Origin of the sequence: Sporofaciens sp. JLR.KK001, assembly GCF_036941055.1 — a bacterium.
Classification (GTDB): Bacteria; Bacillota; Clostridia; order Lachnospirales; family Lachnospiraceae; genus Sporofaciens.
The window spans coordinates 4,386,858-4,402,827 of the sequence record NZ_JAYMNO010000001.1 but is presented as its reverse complement, the minus strand read 5'-3'; the positions used below and the strand labels follow the sequence as shown (position 1 = coordinate 4,402,827).

The following is a 15,970-nucleotide window of genomic DNA, read 5'->3' as shown; positions in this document are numbered from 1 at the left end:
ATGGGGTTGTCGGTTAAATTTAACGGGTATGAGTTGAATCAATATATTGATGTGTTGATCGGGTTCACTCCGTTCTCTGGTGCTGAATGGTCTCCGGAGCTTCTGGGGGATGCCGGATTAAAGCGGGGTGCAGATTTCTCTTATACGACTTATAAGCAGAAGCAGATCCCGATGCCTTATACGGTGCTGGAGGATCTGGGGGAGAAGCATGATGAGCTTGCCCGTATCCTGAATGTTGACGAGCCGAAGGAGCTGGTGTTTGGAAATGCCCCGGACAGGGTGTTCTATGCGGTTCCGATGGGGGATCTTGATTTTGATGATTATGAATGTCTGGGGGAAGGTGTGATCACCTGGCTGGTCCCGGACGGCCTGGCTCATTCTACGGTGGAAAAGACGTTCCCGGCTTCGCTTAATGCAGACGGGATCCTGGAAGCTACGATTGTGAACCGGGGCACGGAGTCTGTCCCGGTGAGCTATGAGATCGTTCATAAGCATGAGAACGGGTATCTGGGTATTGTGTCGCAGTATGGCGTGATGCAGTATGGATGTGTGGAGGAGACGGACTGGGAGAATTATAAGCAGAATGAGAAGCTTGTGAGGCTGTCGGATCTGTCTGCCCTGCCGGATGATCCTGGAACGAACTATATGCATCCGAATCATGTGATGGGCGGTTCCCTGGTGACGGAGACTATCGGCGGGAAACCCTGCCTGCGGCTTCGGTCGACGGGGGCGGTCAGTGCGGGGAAGTGGATCGGGGCCATGAAGACGCTGACGGTCCCGGCGGACTCGGAGGGGCATGCGGGGGCAAAGAACTTCTATTGTTATCTGAATCATTGGTTTGAGACGGGCCTGATGGGGCAGACGGCGGAGCAGTCCATTGCGTTCCTGACGGGGGATAATAAGGTGATCTGCGGGTACAGCCTGTTTAAGTCGGATATGACGGGGAATACAGCGTGTCTGGAGTTCTGGCTGAATGGGAAGATCGTGCGGTCAATCTCGTTTGCTCCTTCTAGTTCGGACAATGCAAACCCGTTCAATAACGGTAGGGGGCACAATGACATCCGTAAGGAAGGGGATAAGGTGACCTTCTATTGGTTCGGGAATTATCCGAGTTACCGGTCTTCTGCCATCCGGAACATGGAGTGTAAGAAGATCCAGGTTGCGTTTACCCAGTTTGATTCCCGGGGGCTTGGGAATAAGTATGTGACCCGGAATTATCTGCGGTCTCTGGAGTTCCAGAAGATGGGCGTGGAGAAGTGGAGGGATGTGCCGAACCGTTACCAGGAGGGGGATGTGGTGAGTATCGACGGGGAGGCGGCGCGGGTCTATGTGAATGGGATGGCGAATACGGGGGATGAGATGATAGGGACCAAGTATTTTCATGTGCCGCCTGGGGAGACGAAGGTGCAGTTTTATTATTCGAGTTTCTGTAACCCGGCTCCGGTGGTGACGGCGAGGATTAAGGAGGCGTTTTTGTAATGGAGAATGTAAGGATCGCGGTGTTGAGCGCGTATGATAAGGTGTGTGCGTTTCTGGATAACGGGGCGCCGTCTGCGCTGCATTATTATGGGGATGAGCTGCATTCCTATAGGGAGGGTTCTGCCTGTACTTATGGGTTTAAGGCTTCGGCCAGGCATGGGGATGCCCAGTATCTTGTAGAGGGGAATAAGCTGGCGTTCCGGTATGGGGGCAGGGATTATTATTTTAATATCATGAAGGTGGTGAAGACGGAGTATGTGGTGGAGGTTGTTGCGTATTCTATGATGTTTGAGCTGCTGAATGAGGATGCGGGGGAATATAAGTCGCCGAAGGCTATGAGTTTTCAGGAGTATCTGGATGTGTTTGATCCGGAGCATACGTTGGAACTTGGGGTGAATGAGGTGGAGGATAAGACGGTCAGCCATGAGTGGACGGGATCGTCGACGATCCTTGCGAGGATCTTTTCTCTTGCGAATGTGTTTGGCGCGGAGGCGGAGTTTGTGCCGGTGCTTGCGGATGATTACTCTTTGGAACGGCTTGTGATGAATGTGTACCGGGAGCATGACGGGGAGAATCAGGGGATCGGTAAGGACAGGCGGGATATGACGCTCCGGTATGGGGTGAATGTGAAGGGGATCCGGAAGTCTTCGGACATCACGGGGCTGTATACGGCGATCCTGCCGGTGGGGACGGATAATCTGATGATCTCGGCGCTTGATAAGACGGAGCTTGACGCGGACGGAAGGGTGGAATACCGGTCTGCGCCTGGGGATGGGTGTATCCGTGCGGTGCAGGCGATGGAGCGTTTTCCGTCGAATCTTAAGACGGATGACCGGTATATATTGAAGCGGTGGTCTTATGATACGGCCAATGTGAATGTGCTGTATGGGCAGGCTCTTGCTGAGCTTAAGAAGGTGTGTGTGCCGCAGGTGAGTTATGAGGTGGACGGCTTTTTTGATACGGAGATGGGGGACACGGTGGTGGTGACGGATGAGGAGTTTGTACCGGCGCTGTATCTGGAGGCGCGGGTGACGGAGCAGGTCAGGAGTCTTACGGATCCGGCGCAGAATAAGACGACGTTTGATAATTTCCATGAGTTGAAGTCTCAGGTGGATACATCGCTTCTGGATAAGATGAATCAGCTGATCCGGGAGTATAAGGTCTATGCCTGTATGATCTCTACGGATAACGGTGTGGTGTTCCGGAATGGGGAGGGGTCTACGACGCTTACGGCGAATGTGAGGGATGCCGGGGCGGATGTGGCGGATATGTTTACGATCGTGTGGATGAAGGACGGTGTGGAGCTTGCGGTCGGGAAGAGTATTGTGGTGAATGCGGGAGATGTTTCTGGGAAGGCGGTCTATGGGTTTGAAGCCAGGGATGCCGGCGGGGGTGTCCGGGGATCGTATGAGGTTACGGTGAGTAATGTAGTGGATGGTGCTGCCGGGGAGAAGGGCGATCCGGGTGATAAAGGAGATAAGGGAGACAAAGGGGATAAGGGGGACCAGGGAGCTACCGGTGCGACAGGTCCGCAGGGGCCAACGGGTGCAACGGGTCCGCAGGGTCCGGTTGGTCCGACAGGGCCTAAAGGTCCGGCCGGACCCAATGGAGCGGATGGTCAGATGTTGTATGCGACCTGCGGCACGGCTGCAGGTACGGCTGCGAAGGCGGCGACGCTGAAAGCGGGGACACTGGTGCTGAAAGCGGGCGCTACGGTTTCGGTGCAGTTTACTTATGCGAATACGGCGGCGTCTCCGACGCTGAATATCAACGGTACGGGGGCGAAGGCGGTCTATACGCAGGGTGTGAGGTATGCGTATTGGGCTGCGGGTGCTACGGTGGTGTTTACTTATGACGGGGCGAACTGGAGGGTTGCTTCGGAGCCGGTGTATGCCAGTACGGCTACGATTGGCAATCCGGCTGGTAAGAATGTGTATATTGATGGTGATGGGGTAAATATTAGAAATATATCTGAGATATTGACTTCGTTTAAAGCGAATCTGATTAATCTGGGCAGATCAATAAAAAGTGCCGGCGCTGGGGCGACTGCATCTATTAGTTTATTTGGCGGTGCAGGAATCATAAAGACGACAATAGGCAGTACGAGGGATACTATGGAGTTACGTGCAGGAGAGCTTTTATTGCAAGGGTATGATTCTAATATTCTATTAGGTAATATAGTGAATATGATTGCATCGGATTTGGTTCTTTCGGCGGGAGGCAGAAATGTCAGTCTGGCGAAGCTTAACAGTGGTTTTGTCTCAAAAACTTTCTCTAACGTATCACTTGCTTCTGGAAGTTACCGATATGAGACTGTGACTACGGTTAGTCAGAGCGGAGTTTATCTGATCTGCTGCAGCTCGGTTACGCAATCGACGTCTACGAAGGGTACTGCAAAAGTTGGCGTCCGGATCAATGGCTCGGCTTCCCATACGGTTGGGGCAAGCCCGATCAGGGGAGATTACCCGGAGATTTATGGGGTGAAGATTCTTTCTCTAAGTGCGGGAAGTTCAGTGCAGTATTGGAATTACCAGAACGGAGGGTACGGGGAGACGATATCTTCCAGGGCGATCCAGATGATTATGCTGTGTCAAGCGTAGAACGGAGGGCGAGATGATAGAAATCAGGGCGAGACCGTAGAGCGGTCTTATTTTGTTTGTGAAAACGATATAGTGAGGTGTTATGTTATGCAGGATACGATTGTGGTTGCTATCCTGTCCCTGATCGGGACGCTGGCGGGGAGCTTCGGCGGTACGCAGTTGATCAAGTACAGGATAGAGCAGTTGGAAAAGAAGGTTGAGAAGCATAATTCGGTGGTGGAAAGGACCTTTCTTTTGGAAGAGAAGATGAAGGTGGCGAACCATCGGATTGAGGATCTGGAAGGGAAGGTGGAATAATATGGATCTTACATACTTATTTGAATATGTGAACCTGTTGACCTTGGGAATCTGCCTGTGCGTAGGCTACGCCCTTAAGACGGCGTTTGTCTGGTTCCCGAACAAGTATATCCCGTTGGCGGCGTTAACGATGGGACTCATTGTCAATGTCCTGATCAATTTGGAGACCGGGATCAATGCAATGGTCGTACTTGGCGGTATGATCTCTGGTCTGGCCAGTACGGGATTGTATGAGATGCTGCGGAATCTGTTGGATAAGGATGGGAGTTTACCGGGAAAGAAATGATGTTGAGGACGTGTAACGGCGTCCTCTTTTTGCGCCGGCGCAAGAGCCCGGCAGGAAGGAGTAGAATATGAACATTCAGAAACCAAGTTTACAATTTAGAAATTCGTTGTCAGTAAGGAAGAGTACCAGATGTATTGTCCTGCATCATGCGGATGCGGAGAAATTCAGTGTATATCAATGTCATGCATGCCACTTAAATAATGGGTGGGCCGGTATCGGATACCATTATTACATTACAAAGGATGGTACGATCTGGGAAGGCCGGCCGGATAACACTGTCGGGGCTCATGCATCTGGCGGAAATTCGGATTCTATAGGAATCTGTTTTGAGGGTGATTATGATGTGGAGCGGACGATGCCGGATGCCCAGAAGAAAGCAGGTAAGGAACTGGTCGCGCATCTGAAAGCCAAGTACGGCATATCGACCGTAAAGAAACACAAGGACGTCACGCCGACCACCTGTCCCGGCAGTTTTTTCCCATTTGATGAGATCGCTGGTGTTAAAGCGAACGGCGTAATACATGTGACGGCGGTCAGCGATAAAGTACCAGTCCAGGCTCCTGGATCTATCGCAGAGCTTCAGGCGGAATGCAATCGCCAGGGATTTAGTGCACAGAAGGTCGATAATATTGCAGGGCCGATCACGCTGGCAGGATGCCCGATGATCAAGAAGGGAGCTTCTGGAAATATCACCAGATGGCTGCAGCGCAAATTGAACTCTCTTGGTTTTGACTGCGGGAATGTTGACGGTGATTTTGGAGTTAAGACTAAGGCGGCAGTTATGGCATACCAGAAGGCAAAAGGTCTTGTTGCAGACGGCATTGTGGGTCCGAAGACGTGGAGTAAACTGCTCGGGTTGTCATAGAAAGAGAGAAGCGGCTGTTATGCCAGTCCGGGAGAGCATAACGGTCGTTTCTTCTGTTCAGAACCCCACTTACATAGTATAGGAGATGTCCTGTGGAGATGCTAAGAATATTGAACATCAAATTTCGATATCGACAATTTGAAGTATTTATAGTAAAATATCCGTGTTGCATTTCGTGTTGCATAGTTCTGTTTTTGGATGCAAAAATGTGTGTGAAGTTGTGATTTATTGTACATAGAAACAATGAAAAAGCCTGGATTTAAGCCGTTTTCGAATATTCATTGAAAATACGCCGTTTCCGTAAAATTATGTTTATCTGGTTCAACTCCCGCCAGGTCCACTTATAAAACGCCGTGTTTACGGCGTTTTTTCTATTACGGCGCATTTATAAATCTAAGTCGGTTGTCACAATTCCGAATGATTCAAGTTTTGCTTTCAATATCTTTAGTTGATAATCAATTTCTTTTTCGGCATCATCTGAGTTTTTTATGCGCTGTAAACTGGTATAACTATCAATTAAGTGATTGATCATCTCTTTATCACTTGGCATATGCTCACCTGCTTTCTGGAAATGAAGTTGATGTTTATGTGATGTCTTTATTATATCAACTGGTAATTTAGATGTAAAGAACGGACCCACATATTTTTTATCGTTAAAGCATACATTAAGAAAAGGTTAGTGGACAAGAGGGTACAAGTCAATTGAAAGGATATATTAAAAAGAAATTGTATAAAAGACAAAGTTATATGGGATATCATGCCAGATATGAGAAATATTTCTTCTATGGAATGCTGATCCTTATCTGTCTTCTGATCATAGGCGGGCTTCTGGCGGCGCTTACACACCGGGAAGAAGGGCTGATCGGAAGGATGCGCCGGGAGGAGGAGCAGAAGAACGCAGATGAGGGGGAGAAAGCCCCCGAGGAGGAAAAAGCTCCTGAGATCGTGATCAATAATCCGAACATCCGAGTATTGATCATGACGAATGGGTATGCTAATATTGTCCATCCGTCTGTGGAAATGTCATCGGCCAGTGGATTCTGTATTACATTCGGCGATCAGACCCAAGAAGCAGGGCCGGAGCAGCCATTGACATTCGCTCCGGATGACCCCAGATTCCAGAGCGGGCAGATCAGGGTCAGCGCCAAGGACGGAGGAGAGATCGCCCTTAACAGCATCCAGAGAGGCTGCGGGACGCCTTCTTATGCCGGAGTGATAGAGCTTCGGACAACTGCCGAAGGGATCGCAGTCATCAATGAACTTCCGGTGGAAACGTATCTGTGCAGGGTAGTTCCAAGCGAGATGCCCTATACCTATGAGCTTGAGGCGCTGAAAGCGCAGGCGGTATGCGCCAGAAGCTATGCCTATCAGCAGATGCAGAGCTTCGCTTACCCGGAGTACGAGGCGCATGTGAACGACAGTACGGATTATCAGGTGTACGGCAATTCTCTGCCCCAGGAGGCGACTAATCAGGCAGTGGCGGAGACGGGAGGGCAGGTGGTCCGCTACCAGGACCGGCTTGTTACGACCTATTATTATTCGACCTCCTGCGGCAAGACGGCAGGCGTGGAGGCTTGGGGCACGGCTCCCAATGCGGAGAATCAATATCTGCAGTCTGTGGAAGTCAAGGACGAACAGGGGGACTACGAAGCGGGACTGCCCTGGTATCGGTGGGAGGCGAAGATACCGGCAGGAACATTGTCCGCCCTGATCAGCCAGAATACAGGAACGAATGTGGGAACACTGCAGAGCGTCGAGGTTACAAAATCAGGAGCCGGGGGCGTGGCGCTTCAGATCTGTGCGACGGGAGATGCCGGTTCGGTGACGGTAGATACGGAGAATAAGATCCGAAGGGCTCTTGGCGGCAGCGGTTATGAGATTGTCAATCAGGCTGGGACAGCGGCGGCGAGTACGGCGCTGCTCCCAAGCGCATTTTTTACGATCCGGAGAGAGGGGGATGTATTTATCATATCCGGCGGCGGGTTCGGGCACGGTATCGGAATGAGTCAAAACGGAGCCAATGAGATGGCGAAAAAGGGGAAGAATTACATAGACATACTGACCATGTTTTTCCGAGAGGTATCGGTAGGCGGATAAGTTAAGATAGACAAATCTGGAAAAATCGGGTAAAATAAAGGGCAAATATGTGGGAGAATGTTATGAAGAGAATAAAGGATATCTATCAGAAGATTATGAACATTACTGCAGATATCGCTGCAGACCATGTAGGAGCCTATGCCGCACAGTCGGCGTATTTTTTCATGCTGTGTCTGATTCCGATCATTTTGCTTCTGATCACCATGGTGCAGTATACGCCAGTGACGAAGGCAGATGTGATGACAGCCGTGATCCAGGTGTTTCCGGCGTCGGTAGAGAATCTGATCACGTCCATTGTGAACCAGGTCTATAATCAATCCATGGGGATCATTCCGGTTACTATCATCGTTGCCATGTGGTCTGCGGGAAAAGGTGTTCTTGCGATGGCGTCGGGGCTGAACTGCATCTATAGCTGCAGGGAGACCCGCAATTACATTGTCCTTCGGATCAGATCGACGGTCTATACGCTGTTGTTTATTGTGGTGATCATCCTTCTGCTAGTGCTGTCTGTATTCGGTAATACGCTGAACCTGTTTATAGCAAGGCATATACCTTTTCTTAAGAGAATAGCGGACTGGCTGATCGAGACGAGGGCGGTCATCACGCCGACGGTGCTGGTAATATTTTCCCTGATGCTTTATAAATTCCTCCCCAACAGGAGAGGGCGGTTTCGGGATCAGCTTCCGGGCGCTATGTTTGCCGCTGTGGGATGGATGGTCATATCCTGGGTATTTTCTATTTATCTGGACGTATTCAAGGGATTTTCGAGTATGTACGGCAGCCTGACGACCATAGTTCTGATCATGCTGTGGATGTATTTCTGCATGTACTGTATCTTGCTTGGCGGAGAGATGAATGTGCTCATGGAGGGAAAGATATTTGAAAAGAAATAAATAAGCGCGGAATAATGTCTTGACATCATCCGCACTTATGCTATAATTTTAGAGAATATAGTAAGTAAAAGCTATGACCGTGTAGTAGAGATCCATTTTCCGACAGAGAGGGAAGATCGATGGGCTGGAAGTTTTCCCGGGTTCAGATGGTGATTGAATTTCCCACGCGAGCTGCATTTTTGAAATCCTAACATGTTGTTATATTAGTAATTGTTACATTAGTGATAGTAGGAGATGCCGTTAGGAGCTGCGCAGATATGTCGGCCGGTTCCAGGATGCACGTTACGCATGATTGAGTGCCCGCAGATTGAGGATTATGAAGGATCCGAAGCGGGAATCAGGGTGGTACCACGGGTAATTGCTCGTCCCTTTTTCGGGGATGAGTTTTTTTATGTCAAAAATCTTGTAAAAGAGCAGGAAAGGAAGAGAAGCGATGAAAGAAAAGCTGCAGAGCATCAAGGATGAAGCGTTAAAAGCAATTGAAGCCGCTGATATGCCGGAGAAGTTAAATGACGTGCGTGTAAAATTCCTTGGCAAGAAGGGAGAACTTACCGCAGTATTAAAAGGAATGAAGGATGTTGCGCCCGAAGACCGGCCCAAGGTCGGTCAGTTGGTCAATGAGACGAGGACGGCGATCGAGAACATCTTAGAAGAGAGCAAAGCGAAGATGGAGCGGATTATCCGCGAGGAGAAGATGAAGCAGGAAGTGATTGATGTCACTCTCCCGTCTAAGAAGAACATGGTCGGACACCGTCATCCTAATACGATCGCCTTAGAGGAAGTCGAGAGGATATTTATCGGGATGGGTTATGAAGTGGTAGAAGGCCCTGAGGTTGAGTATGATCTGTATAACTTCGAGAAACTGAATATTCCGGACGGGCATCCGGCGAAGGATGAGCAGGATACCTTCTACATTAATAAAGAGATCGTCCTGCGTACCCAGACCTCTCCGGTGCAGGCGCGTGTGATGGAGCAGGGAAAGCTTCCGATCCGAATGATCGCGCCGGGACGTGTATTCCGTTCCGACGAAGTGGATGCGACCCATTCACCGTCCTTCCATCAGATTGAAGGGCTGGTAATCGACAAGAATATTTCCTTTGCAGACCTGAAAGGAACATTGGAAGTATTTGCCAAGGAGCTGTTCGGACCGGAGACGAAGACGAAGTTTAGGCCCCATCATTTCCCATTTACCGAACCGAGCGCGGAGGTGGATGTAACATGTTTCAAATGCGGAGGGAAAGGCTGCCGTTTCTGCAAAGGCTCAGGCTGGATCGAGATTCTTGGATGCGGTATGGTGCATCCGCATGTATTGGAGATGTGCGGGATCGACCCCAATGAATATACGGGATTTGCGTTTGGCGTTGGATTGGAGCGTATCGCACTGTTGAAGTATGAGATTGATGATATGAGATTGTTGTATGAGAATGATATCAGATTTTTGAAACAGTTTTAGAGAGGAGTTAAGGGATGAATACATCATTATCATGGATAAAAGCGTATGTTCCGGAGCTTGATGTCACCGCGCAGGAATACACAGACGCAATGACATTATCCGGAACGAAGGTAGAAGGATATGAGGTTTTGGATGCGGATCTTGACAAGATCGTGATCGGTCAGATCGATAAGATCGAGAAGCATCCGGACGCAGACAAATTGATCGTCTGCCAGGTGAATGTTGGAAGTGAGTCCGTACAGATCGTGACAGGAGCCAATAATGTGCATGAAGGCGACAAGGTTCCGGTGGTGCTTGACGGCGGACGCGTGGCAGGAGGGCACGAACCGGGAAGCCGTGTGGCCGGCGGAATCAAGATCAAGAAGGGTAAGCTTCGCGGGATCGAGAGCCGGGGTATGATGTGCTCGATAGAGGAATTGGGTTCTAACAGGGATATGTATCCGGAGGCGCCGGAGGAAGGAATCTATATCTTCCCTGCGGACGCAGAGGTGGGAACCAGCGCGGTAGAGGCATTGGGATTGAATGATGTGGTATTCGAGTACGAGATCACATCGAACCGTGTCGACTGCTTCAGTGTGGTTGGAATCGCAAGAGAGGCTGCCGCGACCTTCCGGAAGGAATTCCGTCCGCCGGTTGTGACGGAGACCGGCAATGACGAGGACGTCAATAATTATATCAAGGTAACGGTGCAAGACAATGACCTGTGCCCAAGGTATTGTGCCAGGGTAGTTAAGAATATTAAGATCGGCCCGTCCCCGAAATGGATGCAGAGACGCCTGGCATCAGTGGGTATCCGCCCGATCAACAATCTGGTGGATATCACGAACTATGTGATGGAAGAGTATGGGCAGCCGATGCATGCCTACGACCTGGATACGATAGCGGAGCGTGAGATCATCGTGCGCACGGCGGCGAAGGGAGAGAAGTTCACAACCCTCGACGGTCAGGAGCGCGAGATGGATGAATCTGTACTGATGATCTGTGACGGCAGGAAATCCATCGGTATCGCTGGAATCATGGGCGGTGAAAATTCCATGATCACGGATGATGTAAGTACCATGCTCTTTGAGGCGGCTTGCTTTGACGGAACCAATATCCGCAGATCCAGCAAGAAGATCGGGCTTCGTACAGATGCTTCCGGGAAGTTTGAGAAAGGTCTGGATCCAAACAATGCTCAGGCTGCGATCGATCGTGCCTGCCAGTTGGTAGAGGAATTGGGAGCCGGTGAAGTAGTAGGCGGTATGGCAGATGTGTACGGCAAGAAGAAGGAGCCGGTAAGAGTTCCGTTTGACGCAGATGAGATCAACAGCCTTCTTGGAACCAATATTTCCAAAGAAGAGATGTTAGGATATTTTGAGATGATCGGCCTTTCCTACGACGAGGCGGCCAATGAGGTGATCGCGCCGACTTTCCGTCATGATCTGTTCCGTATTGCCGATCTGGCGGAAGAGGTGGCAAGATTCTATGGCTATGACAATATCCCGACTACGCTTCCAAGGGGCGAGGCCACAACTGGCAAATTATCCTTCAAGCTCCGTGTGGAGGAGGTTGCCCGTGATATTGCGGAATTCTGCGGATTCAGCCAGGGCATGACTTATTCCTTCGAGAGCCCGAAGGTGTTCGATAAGCTTAAGCTTCCCGAGGATTCACCGCTTCGAAGGACCGTGGAGATCATGAATCCGTTAGGTGAGGATTACAGTATAATGCGTACCACATCCCTGAATGGTATGCTGACTTCACTGGCAACTAATTATAATAGAAGAAATAAGAACGTAAGGCTGTATGAGCTGGGAAATATTTATCTTCCAGGGACGCTGCCGCTTACCGAGCTTCCAGAGGAGAGGATGCAGTTCACGCTTGGAATGTATGGAGAAGGAGATTTCTTCAGCATGAAAGGTGTGATAGAAGAATTCTTTGAGAAGATCGGAATGCATAAGAAAGAAACTTACGATCCAAATGCCGGGAAACCATATCTTCATCCGGGCCGTCAGGCGAATATCATCTATGATGGAACGGTTGTCGGATACTTAGGAGAGGTGCACCCGGACGTTGCAGATATCTATGGGATCGGGACTAAGGCCTATGTGGCAGTGCTTGATATGCCTGAGATCACAGAGAGAGCGTCATTTGACAGGAAATACACTGGAATCGCAAGATTCCCGGCAGTAACACGCGATATCAGTATGGTGATGCCCAAAGAGATTCTGGCGGGCCAGGTAGAAGAGGTGATTGAGAAGAAGGGCGGCGCATATCTGGAGAGTTATGCACTATTTGACATCTATGAAGGCTCTCAGATCAAGGACGGATATAAGTCTGTGGCGTATTCTATCGTGTTCCGCGCGAAGGATAAGACACTTGAGGATGCCGAGGTAACAGAGGCCATGGGCCGGATATTGAAGGCATTAGAGGGCATGGGTATTGAACTGCGTAAATAGGTCTATAAGAAATGGAGATAGGTCATGAATAAAAAACAGATAGGCGGGCTGATCATAGCTGCCGTGTTATTTATTGCCGTAGGAGTGTCCAGTGTACTGACGAATACATTTTCGGAAAGGATGCTGGCAGACAGTATGGAGCAGATCCTGACAGACAGTGTTGGGTTCGACCCTCCGAGTGATGATTATATCGCGGTCGTAAGGGTGGAAGGAACGATTCAGGAACAGACGGCGGCGGGAATGTTCGATGTGCCGGTGGGATATCAGCACATTACGACGCTGGATTATATTGATAATCTCATGGGCGACGGTAATAACCGGGGAATCCTGCTGTATGTGGATTCTCCCGGCGGAACAGTGTATGAATCAGAAGAATTGTATCTGAAGCTTAAGGAATATAAGGAGCAGACCGGCCGTCCGGTCTGGGATTATATGGCGCATTATGCGGCGTCCGGCGGATATTTGATCTCCATGGCGGCAGATAAGATCTATGCAAATCCGAATACCACGACCGGTTCCATCGGCGTTATCATGTCGGGATTTGATATGACCGGCTTGTATGAGAAGCTGGGTATTCGTTATGTCAGCATCACCAGCGGAGATTTCAAAGACAGTTCTAAGATGACGGATGAGCAGATTGCGGTCTATCAGGAACAGGTGGATGAGTATTATAACAAATTTGTCGGAATCGTGGCAGAAGGACGCGGTATGGCCGAGGAAGATGTGAAGACTCTTGCGGATGGGCGTGTCTACACAGCGAATCAGGCTTTGGAAAATGGATTGGTGGACGAGATCAGCCTGTACGAGGATATGACGGCGGCTATGAGCAGCGAGCTTGGGGCTTATGAATTCTATGAGCCGGAAAGTGAGATTTCCTTTTTCTCATCTTTGTTTGCGAAGGTGGAGAGCGTGATTCCAAAGTCAGAGGCTCAGATCTTGACAGAGACCGCGGCAGATATGGAAAGCGGGGTGCCGATGTACTATGCAGAACAATTTCGTTAACCGCGGCAGGCAGGAGATCGAATATGCAGGCTTCTGGGTGCGTCTTGCGGCATACTGTATCGACAGCGCGATTGTCTGGGCAGGTCTGTTGTTTGTAAAGCTTGCAATGGGGATATTCTCCGTATCGGGCGTCGGTATACTTGAAGCGCATCTGCTTTTCCGGTATTCCGCAAGGGATATCATCTTGTATGTGTTTGAGGTGTTGTATTTTATCCTGCTTACCTATGGAACAGGGACGACTCCGGGGAAGAGGCTTCTGAATCTCCGTGTGGTCAATGCGGATCTAAGTCCCGGGCTGTCCCTGGTCGATGTAGTGTACCGGGAGACGGTGGGAAGATTCTTATGTGGCCTGTCTGTCGGGATCGGATATATCATGGCGGGCGTTGACCGTGAGAAAAGAGGGCTTCATGATATGATCTGTGATACGAGGGTCGTCTATGCGAAGAAGATCAAGGTGGTGCCGAAGTATGAGCCGCCAAGATATGTGCCGCCGGTTCCGGGGCCGGGACCAGGACCGGTACCGATGCCTCCGTACGGCAGACCGCCGCAGGGCGGAGCGCCGGGGCCGGAGGGAAGGTATGCAGTCCCGCCGCAGGGCGGAGCTCTGGACTCGGACGGAAGGTATGCAGGTCCCCCGCAGGCAGGCCCTCAGGAGAAGGCCGGAATGCAGGATCAGAGCGGCGTCTGGGAGGACAAATCAGAATTGAAAGATTAGAGAAGGGATTCATATAATGAGACGACAGGATTTTTATTATGAATTGCCGGAAGAACTGATCGCACAGGATCCGTTAGAGGATCGTTCCAGCTCCAGACTTCTTGTACTTGACAAGGAGTCTGGAGTTGTTTCACATCATGTGTTCAGGGAGATTACCGGGTATCTGACGGAAGGCGACTGTCTGGTCATCAATGATACGAAGGTTCTGCCGGCAAGACTGATTGGGGCCAAAGAAGGAACCAATGCGAAGATAGAGATACTTTTGCTGAAACGCAGAGAGAATAGTATATGGGAGACATTAGTAAAACCGGGGAAAAAGGCGAAGATCGGAACGAAGATCCATTTCGGGGACGGCATTCTCACAGGAGAAGTTGTTGACGTTGTAGAAGAGGGGAATCGTCTGATTCAATTTACGTATGAGGGAATTTTTGAGGAAATATTGGATCAGCTTGGCCAGATGCCGCTGCCGCCGTATATTACACATCAATTGGAGGACAAGAACCGTTATCAGACCGTCTATGCGGCGCATACAGGTTCGGCGGCGGCGCCGACGGCGGGGCTTCATTTTACACCGGAATTACTTAAGAATATTGAAGAGCGGGGAGTAGATATTGCGAAGGTGACGCTCCATGTGGGGCTTGGGACGTTTCGGCCGGTCAAGGTAGATGAGATCACGGATCATCATATGCACTCGGAATTCTATCAGATAGATGAAGAGGCAGCAGTTAAGATCAACCGTGCGAAAGAGAATGGGAAACGGGTGATCTGTGTCGGGACGACGAGCTGCCGGACGGTTGAATCTGCGGCGGATGAGAAGGGGAGACTTCGGGCATGCAGCGGGTGGACGGAGATCTTCATCTATCCAGGATATCGGTTCAAGGTATTAGATTGCCTGATTACTAATTTTCATCTGCCGGAATCGACGCTGATCATGCTGGTATCCGCGCTGGCAGGCCGTGAGAATGTACTGGCGGCTTACGAGGAAGCGGTGAAGGAACGGTATCGGTTCTTCTCGTTTGGGGATGCGATGCTTGTGATTTAATACCGTTAAAAGAAAGGAAAAGAATTAAAAAGTATTGTCAACGGGAATCAAGTAGTGTATAATTTAACGGATTAGCAAATAAACGATTATTTTTGAGAGAAGTGATCGCTATTGGATGACACAAGAATGAGAATTATTTCGGCAGCGATGAAGGCCGTGCGGCAGTACGGCTTGGAAGGTGTGCGGATTCAGAACATAAGTAAGTTGGCAGGAGTGTCTCCAGGGGCGTTGTATCGCTACTTCGACAGTAAAGAACAGTTGATGATGGAATGCTTCACCTATGTAGACAAGCAGGCGGCCGGGATTTTTGACTGCATGAAGTTTGATCCCCGGAATATGCTTACAGATCCGATGGAAGCAGTGAGGAGCCTGTGGGTGCCATATTTTCGTTTTTGGCTGGCAAGACCGGATGAGACGGTCTTTTATCATCGGTTCCGGGACAGCGCTTTTTTTCCGGCATACGATAAGAGCCGGGATGCCAGTTATTTTGATAGATTCGTTGGAATGGTACAGGTATTTTGGGAGGCATTTCCTAATTTGAGACAGATTAACCAGGATTTACTGTGGCTTCATGTGCTTACCAGTACGGTGATGTATGCCAAGTATGTGGTGGAAGGAGTGCTTCCGGATAATCAGGAGACTGAGGACACGATCTTCCGATTTTTGACAGAGGGGCTGAGCGGCTACCTGATTTCCGACAAGGATAAGAACAGGAAATTACAGTCCCGGAATACAGAGTAACATTGTTTTGGCCCTTTGCCATTATGGCGGAGGGCTTTTTGATGTATTTATACATTGATTATTGA

Annotated in this window: 14 protein-coding genes; 13 read left to right on the top strand and 1 reads right to left on the bottom strand. The window is 49.9% G+C overall.

From position 1 onward, the window contains the following. The 5 genes from VSQ62_RS22260 to VSQ62_RS22240 all read left to right on the top strand — a co-directional run bounded on the left by VSQ62_RS22260 (position 1) and on the right by VSQ62_RS22240 (position 5,527). Positions 1 to 1,479, top strand: a complete 1,479-nt coding sequence (locus VSQ62_RS22260) for a distal tail protein Dit (RefSeq protein WP_334636926.1) — start codon at positions 1 to 3, stop codon at positions 1,477 to 1,479. Continuing rightward, entirely contained in the window at positions 1,479 to 4,079 is a 2,601-nt protein-coding gene (locus tag VSQ62_RS22255; RefSeq protein WP_334636925.1) for a phage tail spike protein, read from the top strand. Before VSQ62_RS22260 ends, VSQ62_RS22255 begins: the two co-directional genes overlap by 1 nt. 87 nt (positions 4,080 to 4,166) lie before the next feature. Beyond that, the gene (locus tag VSQ62_RS22250) at positions 4,167 to 4,376 is read left to right on the top strand and encodes a hypothetical protein (RefSeq protein WP_334636473.1); all 210 of its coding nucleotides are present in this window, start codon (positions 4,167 to 4,169) and stop codon (positions 4,374 to 4,376) included. A 1-nt stretch (position 4,377) separates the two neighbouring features. Beyond that, positions 4,378 to 4,662 (top strand): phage holin family protein, encoded by a 285-nt coding sequence (locus VSQ62_RS22245; protein WP_334636472.1) that lies wholly within the window; start codon positions 4,378 to 4,380, stop codon positions 4,660 to 4,662. Between the two features lie 67 nt (positions 4,663 to 4,729). Next, the gene (locus tag VSQ62_RS22240; RefSeq protein WP_334636924.1) at positions 4,730 to 5,527 is read left to right on the top strand and encodes a peptidoglycan recognition protein family protein; all 798 of its coding nucleotides are present in this window, start codon (positions 4,730 to 4,732) and stop codon (positions 5,525 to 5,527) included. 385 nt (positions 5,528 to 5,912) lie between these two features. On the opposite strand, the gene VSQ62_RS22235 is transcribed toward VSQ62_RS22240, so the two are convergent. After that, the gene (locus VSQ62_RS22235) at positions 5,913 to 6,077 is read right to left on the bottom strand and encodes a hypothetical protein (protein WP_334636923.1); all 165 of its coding nucleotides are present in this window, start codon (positions 6,075 to 6,077) and stop codon (positions 5,913 to 5,915) included. Between the two features lie 197 nt (positions 6,078 to 6,274). On the opposite strand from VSQ62_RS22235, the gene VSQ62_RS22230 reads away from it, so the two are divergent. The 8 genes from VSQ62_RS22230 to VSQ62_RS22195 all read left to right on the top strand — a co-directional run bounded on the left by VSQ62_RS22230 (position 6,275) and on the right by VSQ62_RS22195 (position 15,905). Next, positions 6,275 to 7,624 carry a SpoIID/LytB domain-containing protein gene (locus VSQ62_RS22230; RefSeq protein WP_334637748.1) on the top strand — a complete coding sequence of 450 codons (1,350 nt, stop codon included), beginning with the start codon at positions 6,275 to 6,277 and terminating at the stop codon, positions 7,622 to 7,624. Positions 7,625 to 7,686: 62 nt separating this feature from the next. Beyond that, positions 7,687 to 8,517 carry a YihY/virulence factor BrkB family protein gene (locus tag VSQ62_RS22225; RefSeq protein WP_334636922.1) on the top strand — a complete coding sequence of 277 codons (831 nt, stop codon included), beginning with the start codon at positions 7,687 to 7,689 and terminating at the stop codon, positions 8,515 to 8,517. 433 nt (positions 8,518 to 8,950) lie between these two features. Beyond that, positions 8,951 to 9,970 (top strand): phenylalanine--tRNA ligase subunit alpha, encoded by a 1,020-nt coding sequence (gene pheS, locus VSQ62_RS22220; protein ID WP_334636921.1) that lies wholly within the window; start codon positions 8,951 to 8,953, stop codon positions 9,968 to 9,970. Between the two features lie 14 nt (positions 9,971 to 9,984). Then, a complete protein-coding gene (pheT, locus tag VSQ62_RS22215; RefSeq protein WP_334636920.1) occupies positions 9,985 to 12,405 on the top strand; it encodes a phenylalanine--tRNA ligase subunit beta in 2,421 nt (806 codons plus the stop codon). Positions 12,406 to 12,429: 24 nt separating this feature from the next. After that, positions 12,430 to 13,407 carry a signal peptide peptidase SppA gene (sppA, locus tag VSQ62_RS22210; RefSeq protein WP_334636918.1) on the top strand — a complete coding sequence of 326 codons (978 nt, stop codon included), beginning with the start codon at positions 12,430 to 12,432 and terminating at the stop codon, positions 13,405 to 13,407. Further along, positions 13,388 to 14,122: an RDD family protein gene (locus VSQ62_RS22205; protein ID WP_334636916.1), complete on the top strand. Its 735-nt coding sequence runs from the start codon at positions 13,388 to 13,390 to the stop codon at positions 14,120 to 14,122. The genes sppA and VSQ62_RS22205 overlap by 20 nt, the downstream gene beginning before the upstream one ends. A 16-nt stretch (positions 14,123 to 14,138) precedes the next feature. Beyond that, positions 14,139 to 15,164, top strand: a complete 1,026-nt coding sequence (queA, locus tag VSQ62_RS22200; RefSeq protein ID WP_334636915.1) for a tRNA preQ1(34) S-adenosylmethionine ribosyltransferase-isomerase QueA — start codon at positions 14,139 to 14,141, stop codon at positions 15,162 to 15,164. 126 nt (positions 15,165 to 15,290) lie between these two features. Next, positions 15,291 to 15,905 (top strand): TetR/AcrR family transcriptional regulator, encoded by a 615-nt coding sequence (locus VSQ62_RS22195; protein WP_334636914.1) that lies wholly within the window; start codon positions 15,291 to 15,293, stop codon positions 15,903 to 15,905. Positions 15,906 to 15,970 lie beyond the last annotated feature (65 nt).

What these genes read in the sequence shown, in the direction of transcription:
- VSQ62_RS22235 (WP_334636923.1), bottom strand. Translation starts at nt 6,077, where the DNA reads ATGCCAAGTGATAAAGAGATGATCAATCACTTAATTGATAGTTATACC.
- pheT (WP_334636920.1), top strand. Translation starts at nt 9,985, where the DNA reads ATGAATACATCATTATCATGGATAAAAGCGTATGTTCCGGAGCTTGAT.
- VSQ62_RS22230 (WP_334637748.1), top strand. Translation starts at nt 6,275, where the DNA reads ATGGGATATCATGCCAGATATGAGAAATATTTCTTCTATGGAATGCTG.
- VSQ62_RS22250 (WP_334636473.1), top strand. Translation starts at nt 4,167, where the DNA reads ATGCAGGATACGATTGTGGTTGCTATCCTGTCCCTGATCGGGACGCTG.
- pheS (WP_334636921.1), top strand. Translation starts at nt 8,951, where the DNA reads ATGAAAGAAAAGCTGCAGAGCATCAAGGATGAAGCGTTAAAAGCAATT.
- VSQ62_RS22260 (WP_334636926.1), top strand. Translation starts at nt 1, where the DNA reads ATGGGGTTGTCGGTTAAATTTAACGGGTATGAGTTGAATCAATATATT.
- VSQ62_RS22245 (WP_334636472.1), top strand. Translation starts at nt 4,378, where the DNA reads ATGGATCTTACATACTTATTTGAATATGTGAACCTGTTGACCTTGGGA.
- VSQ62_RS22255 (WP_334636925.1), top strand. Translation starts at nt 1,479, where the DNA reads ATGGAGAATGTAAGGATCGCGGTGTTGAGCGCGTATGATAAGGTGTGT.
- VSQ62_RS22225 (WP_334636922.1), top strand. Translation starts at nt 7,687, where the DNA reads ATGAAGAGAATAAAGGATATCTATCAGAAGATTATGAACATTACTGCA.
- queA (WP_334636915.1), top strand. Translation starts at nt 14,139, where the DNA reads ATGAGACGACAGGATTTTTATTATGAATTGCCGGAAGAACTGATCGCA.
- VSQ62_RS22205 (WP_334636916.1), top strand. Translation starts at nt 13,388, where the DNA reads ATGCAGAACAATTTCGTTAACCGCGGCAGGCAGGAGATCGAATATGCA.
- VSQ62_RS22240 (WP_334636924.1), top strand. Translation starts at nt 4,730, where the DNA reads ATGAACATTCAGAAACCAAGTTTACAATTTAGAAATTCGTTGTCAGTA.
- sppA (WP_334636918.1), top strand. Translation starts at nt 12,430, where the DNA reads ATGAATAAAAAACAGATAGGCGGGCTGATCATAGCTGCCGTGTTATTT.
- VSQ62_RS22195 (WP_334636914.1), top strand. Translation starts at nt 15,291, where the DNA reads ATGAGAATTATTTCGGCAGCGATGAAGGCCGTGCGGCAGTACGGCTTG.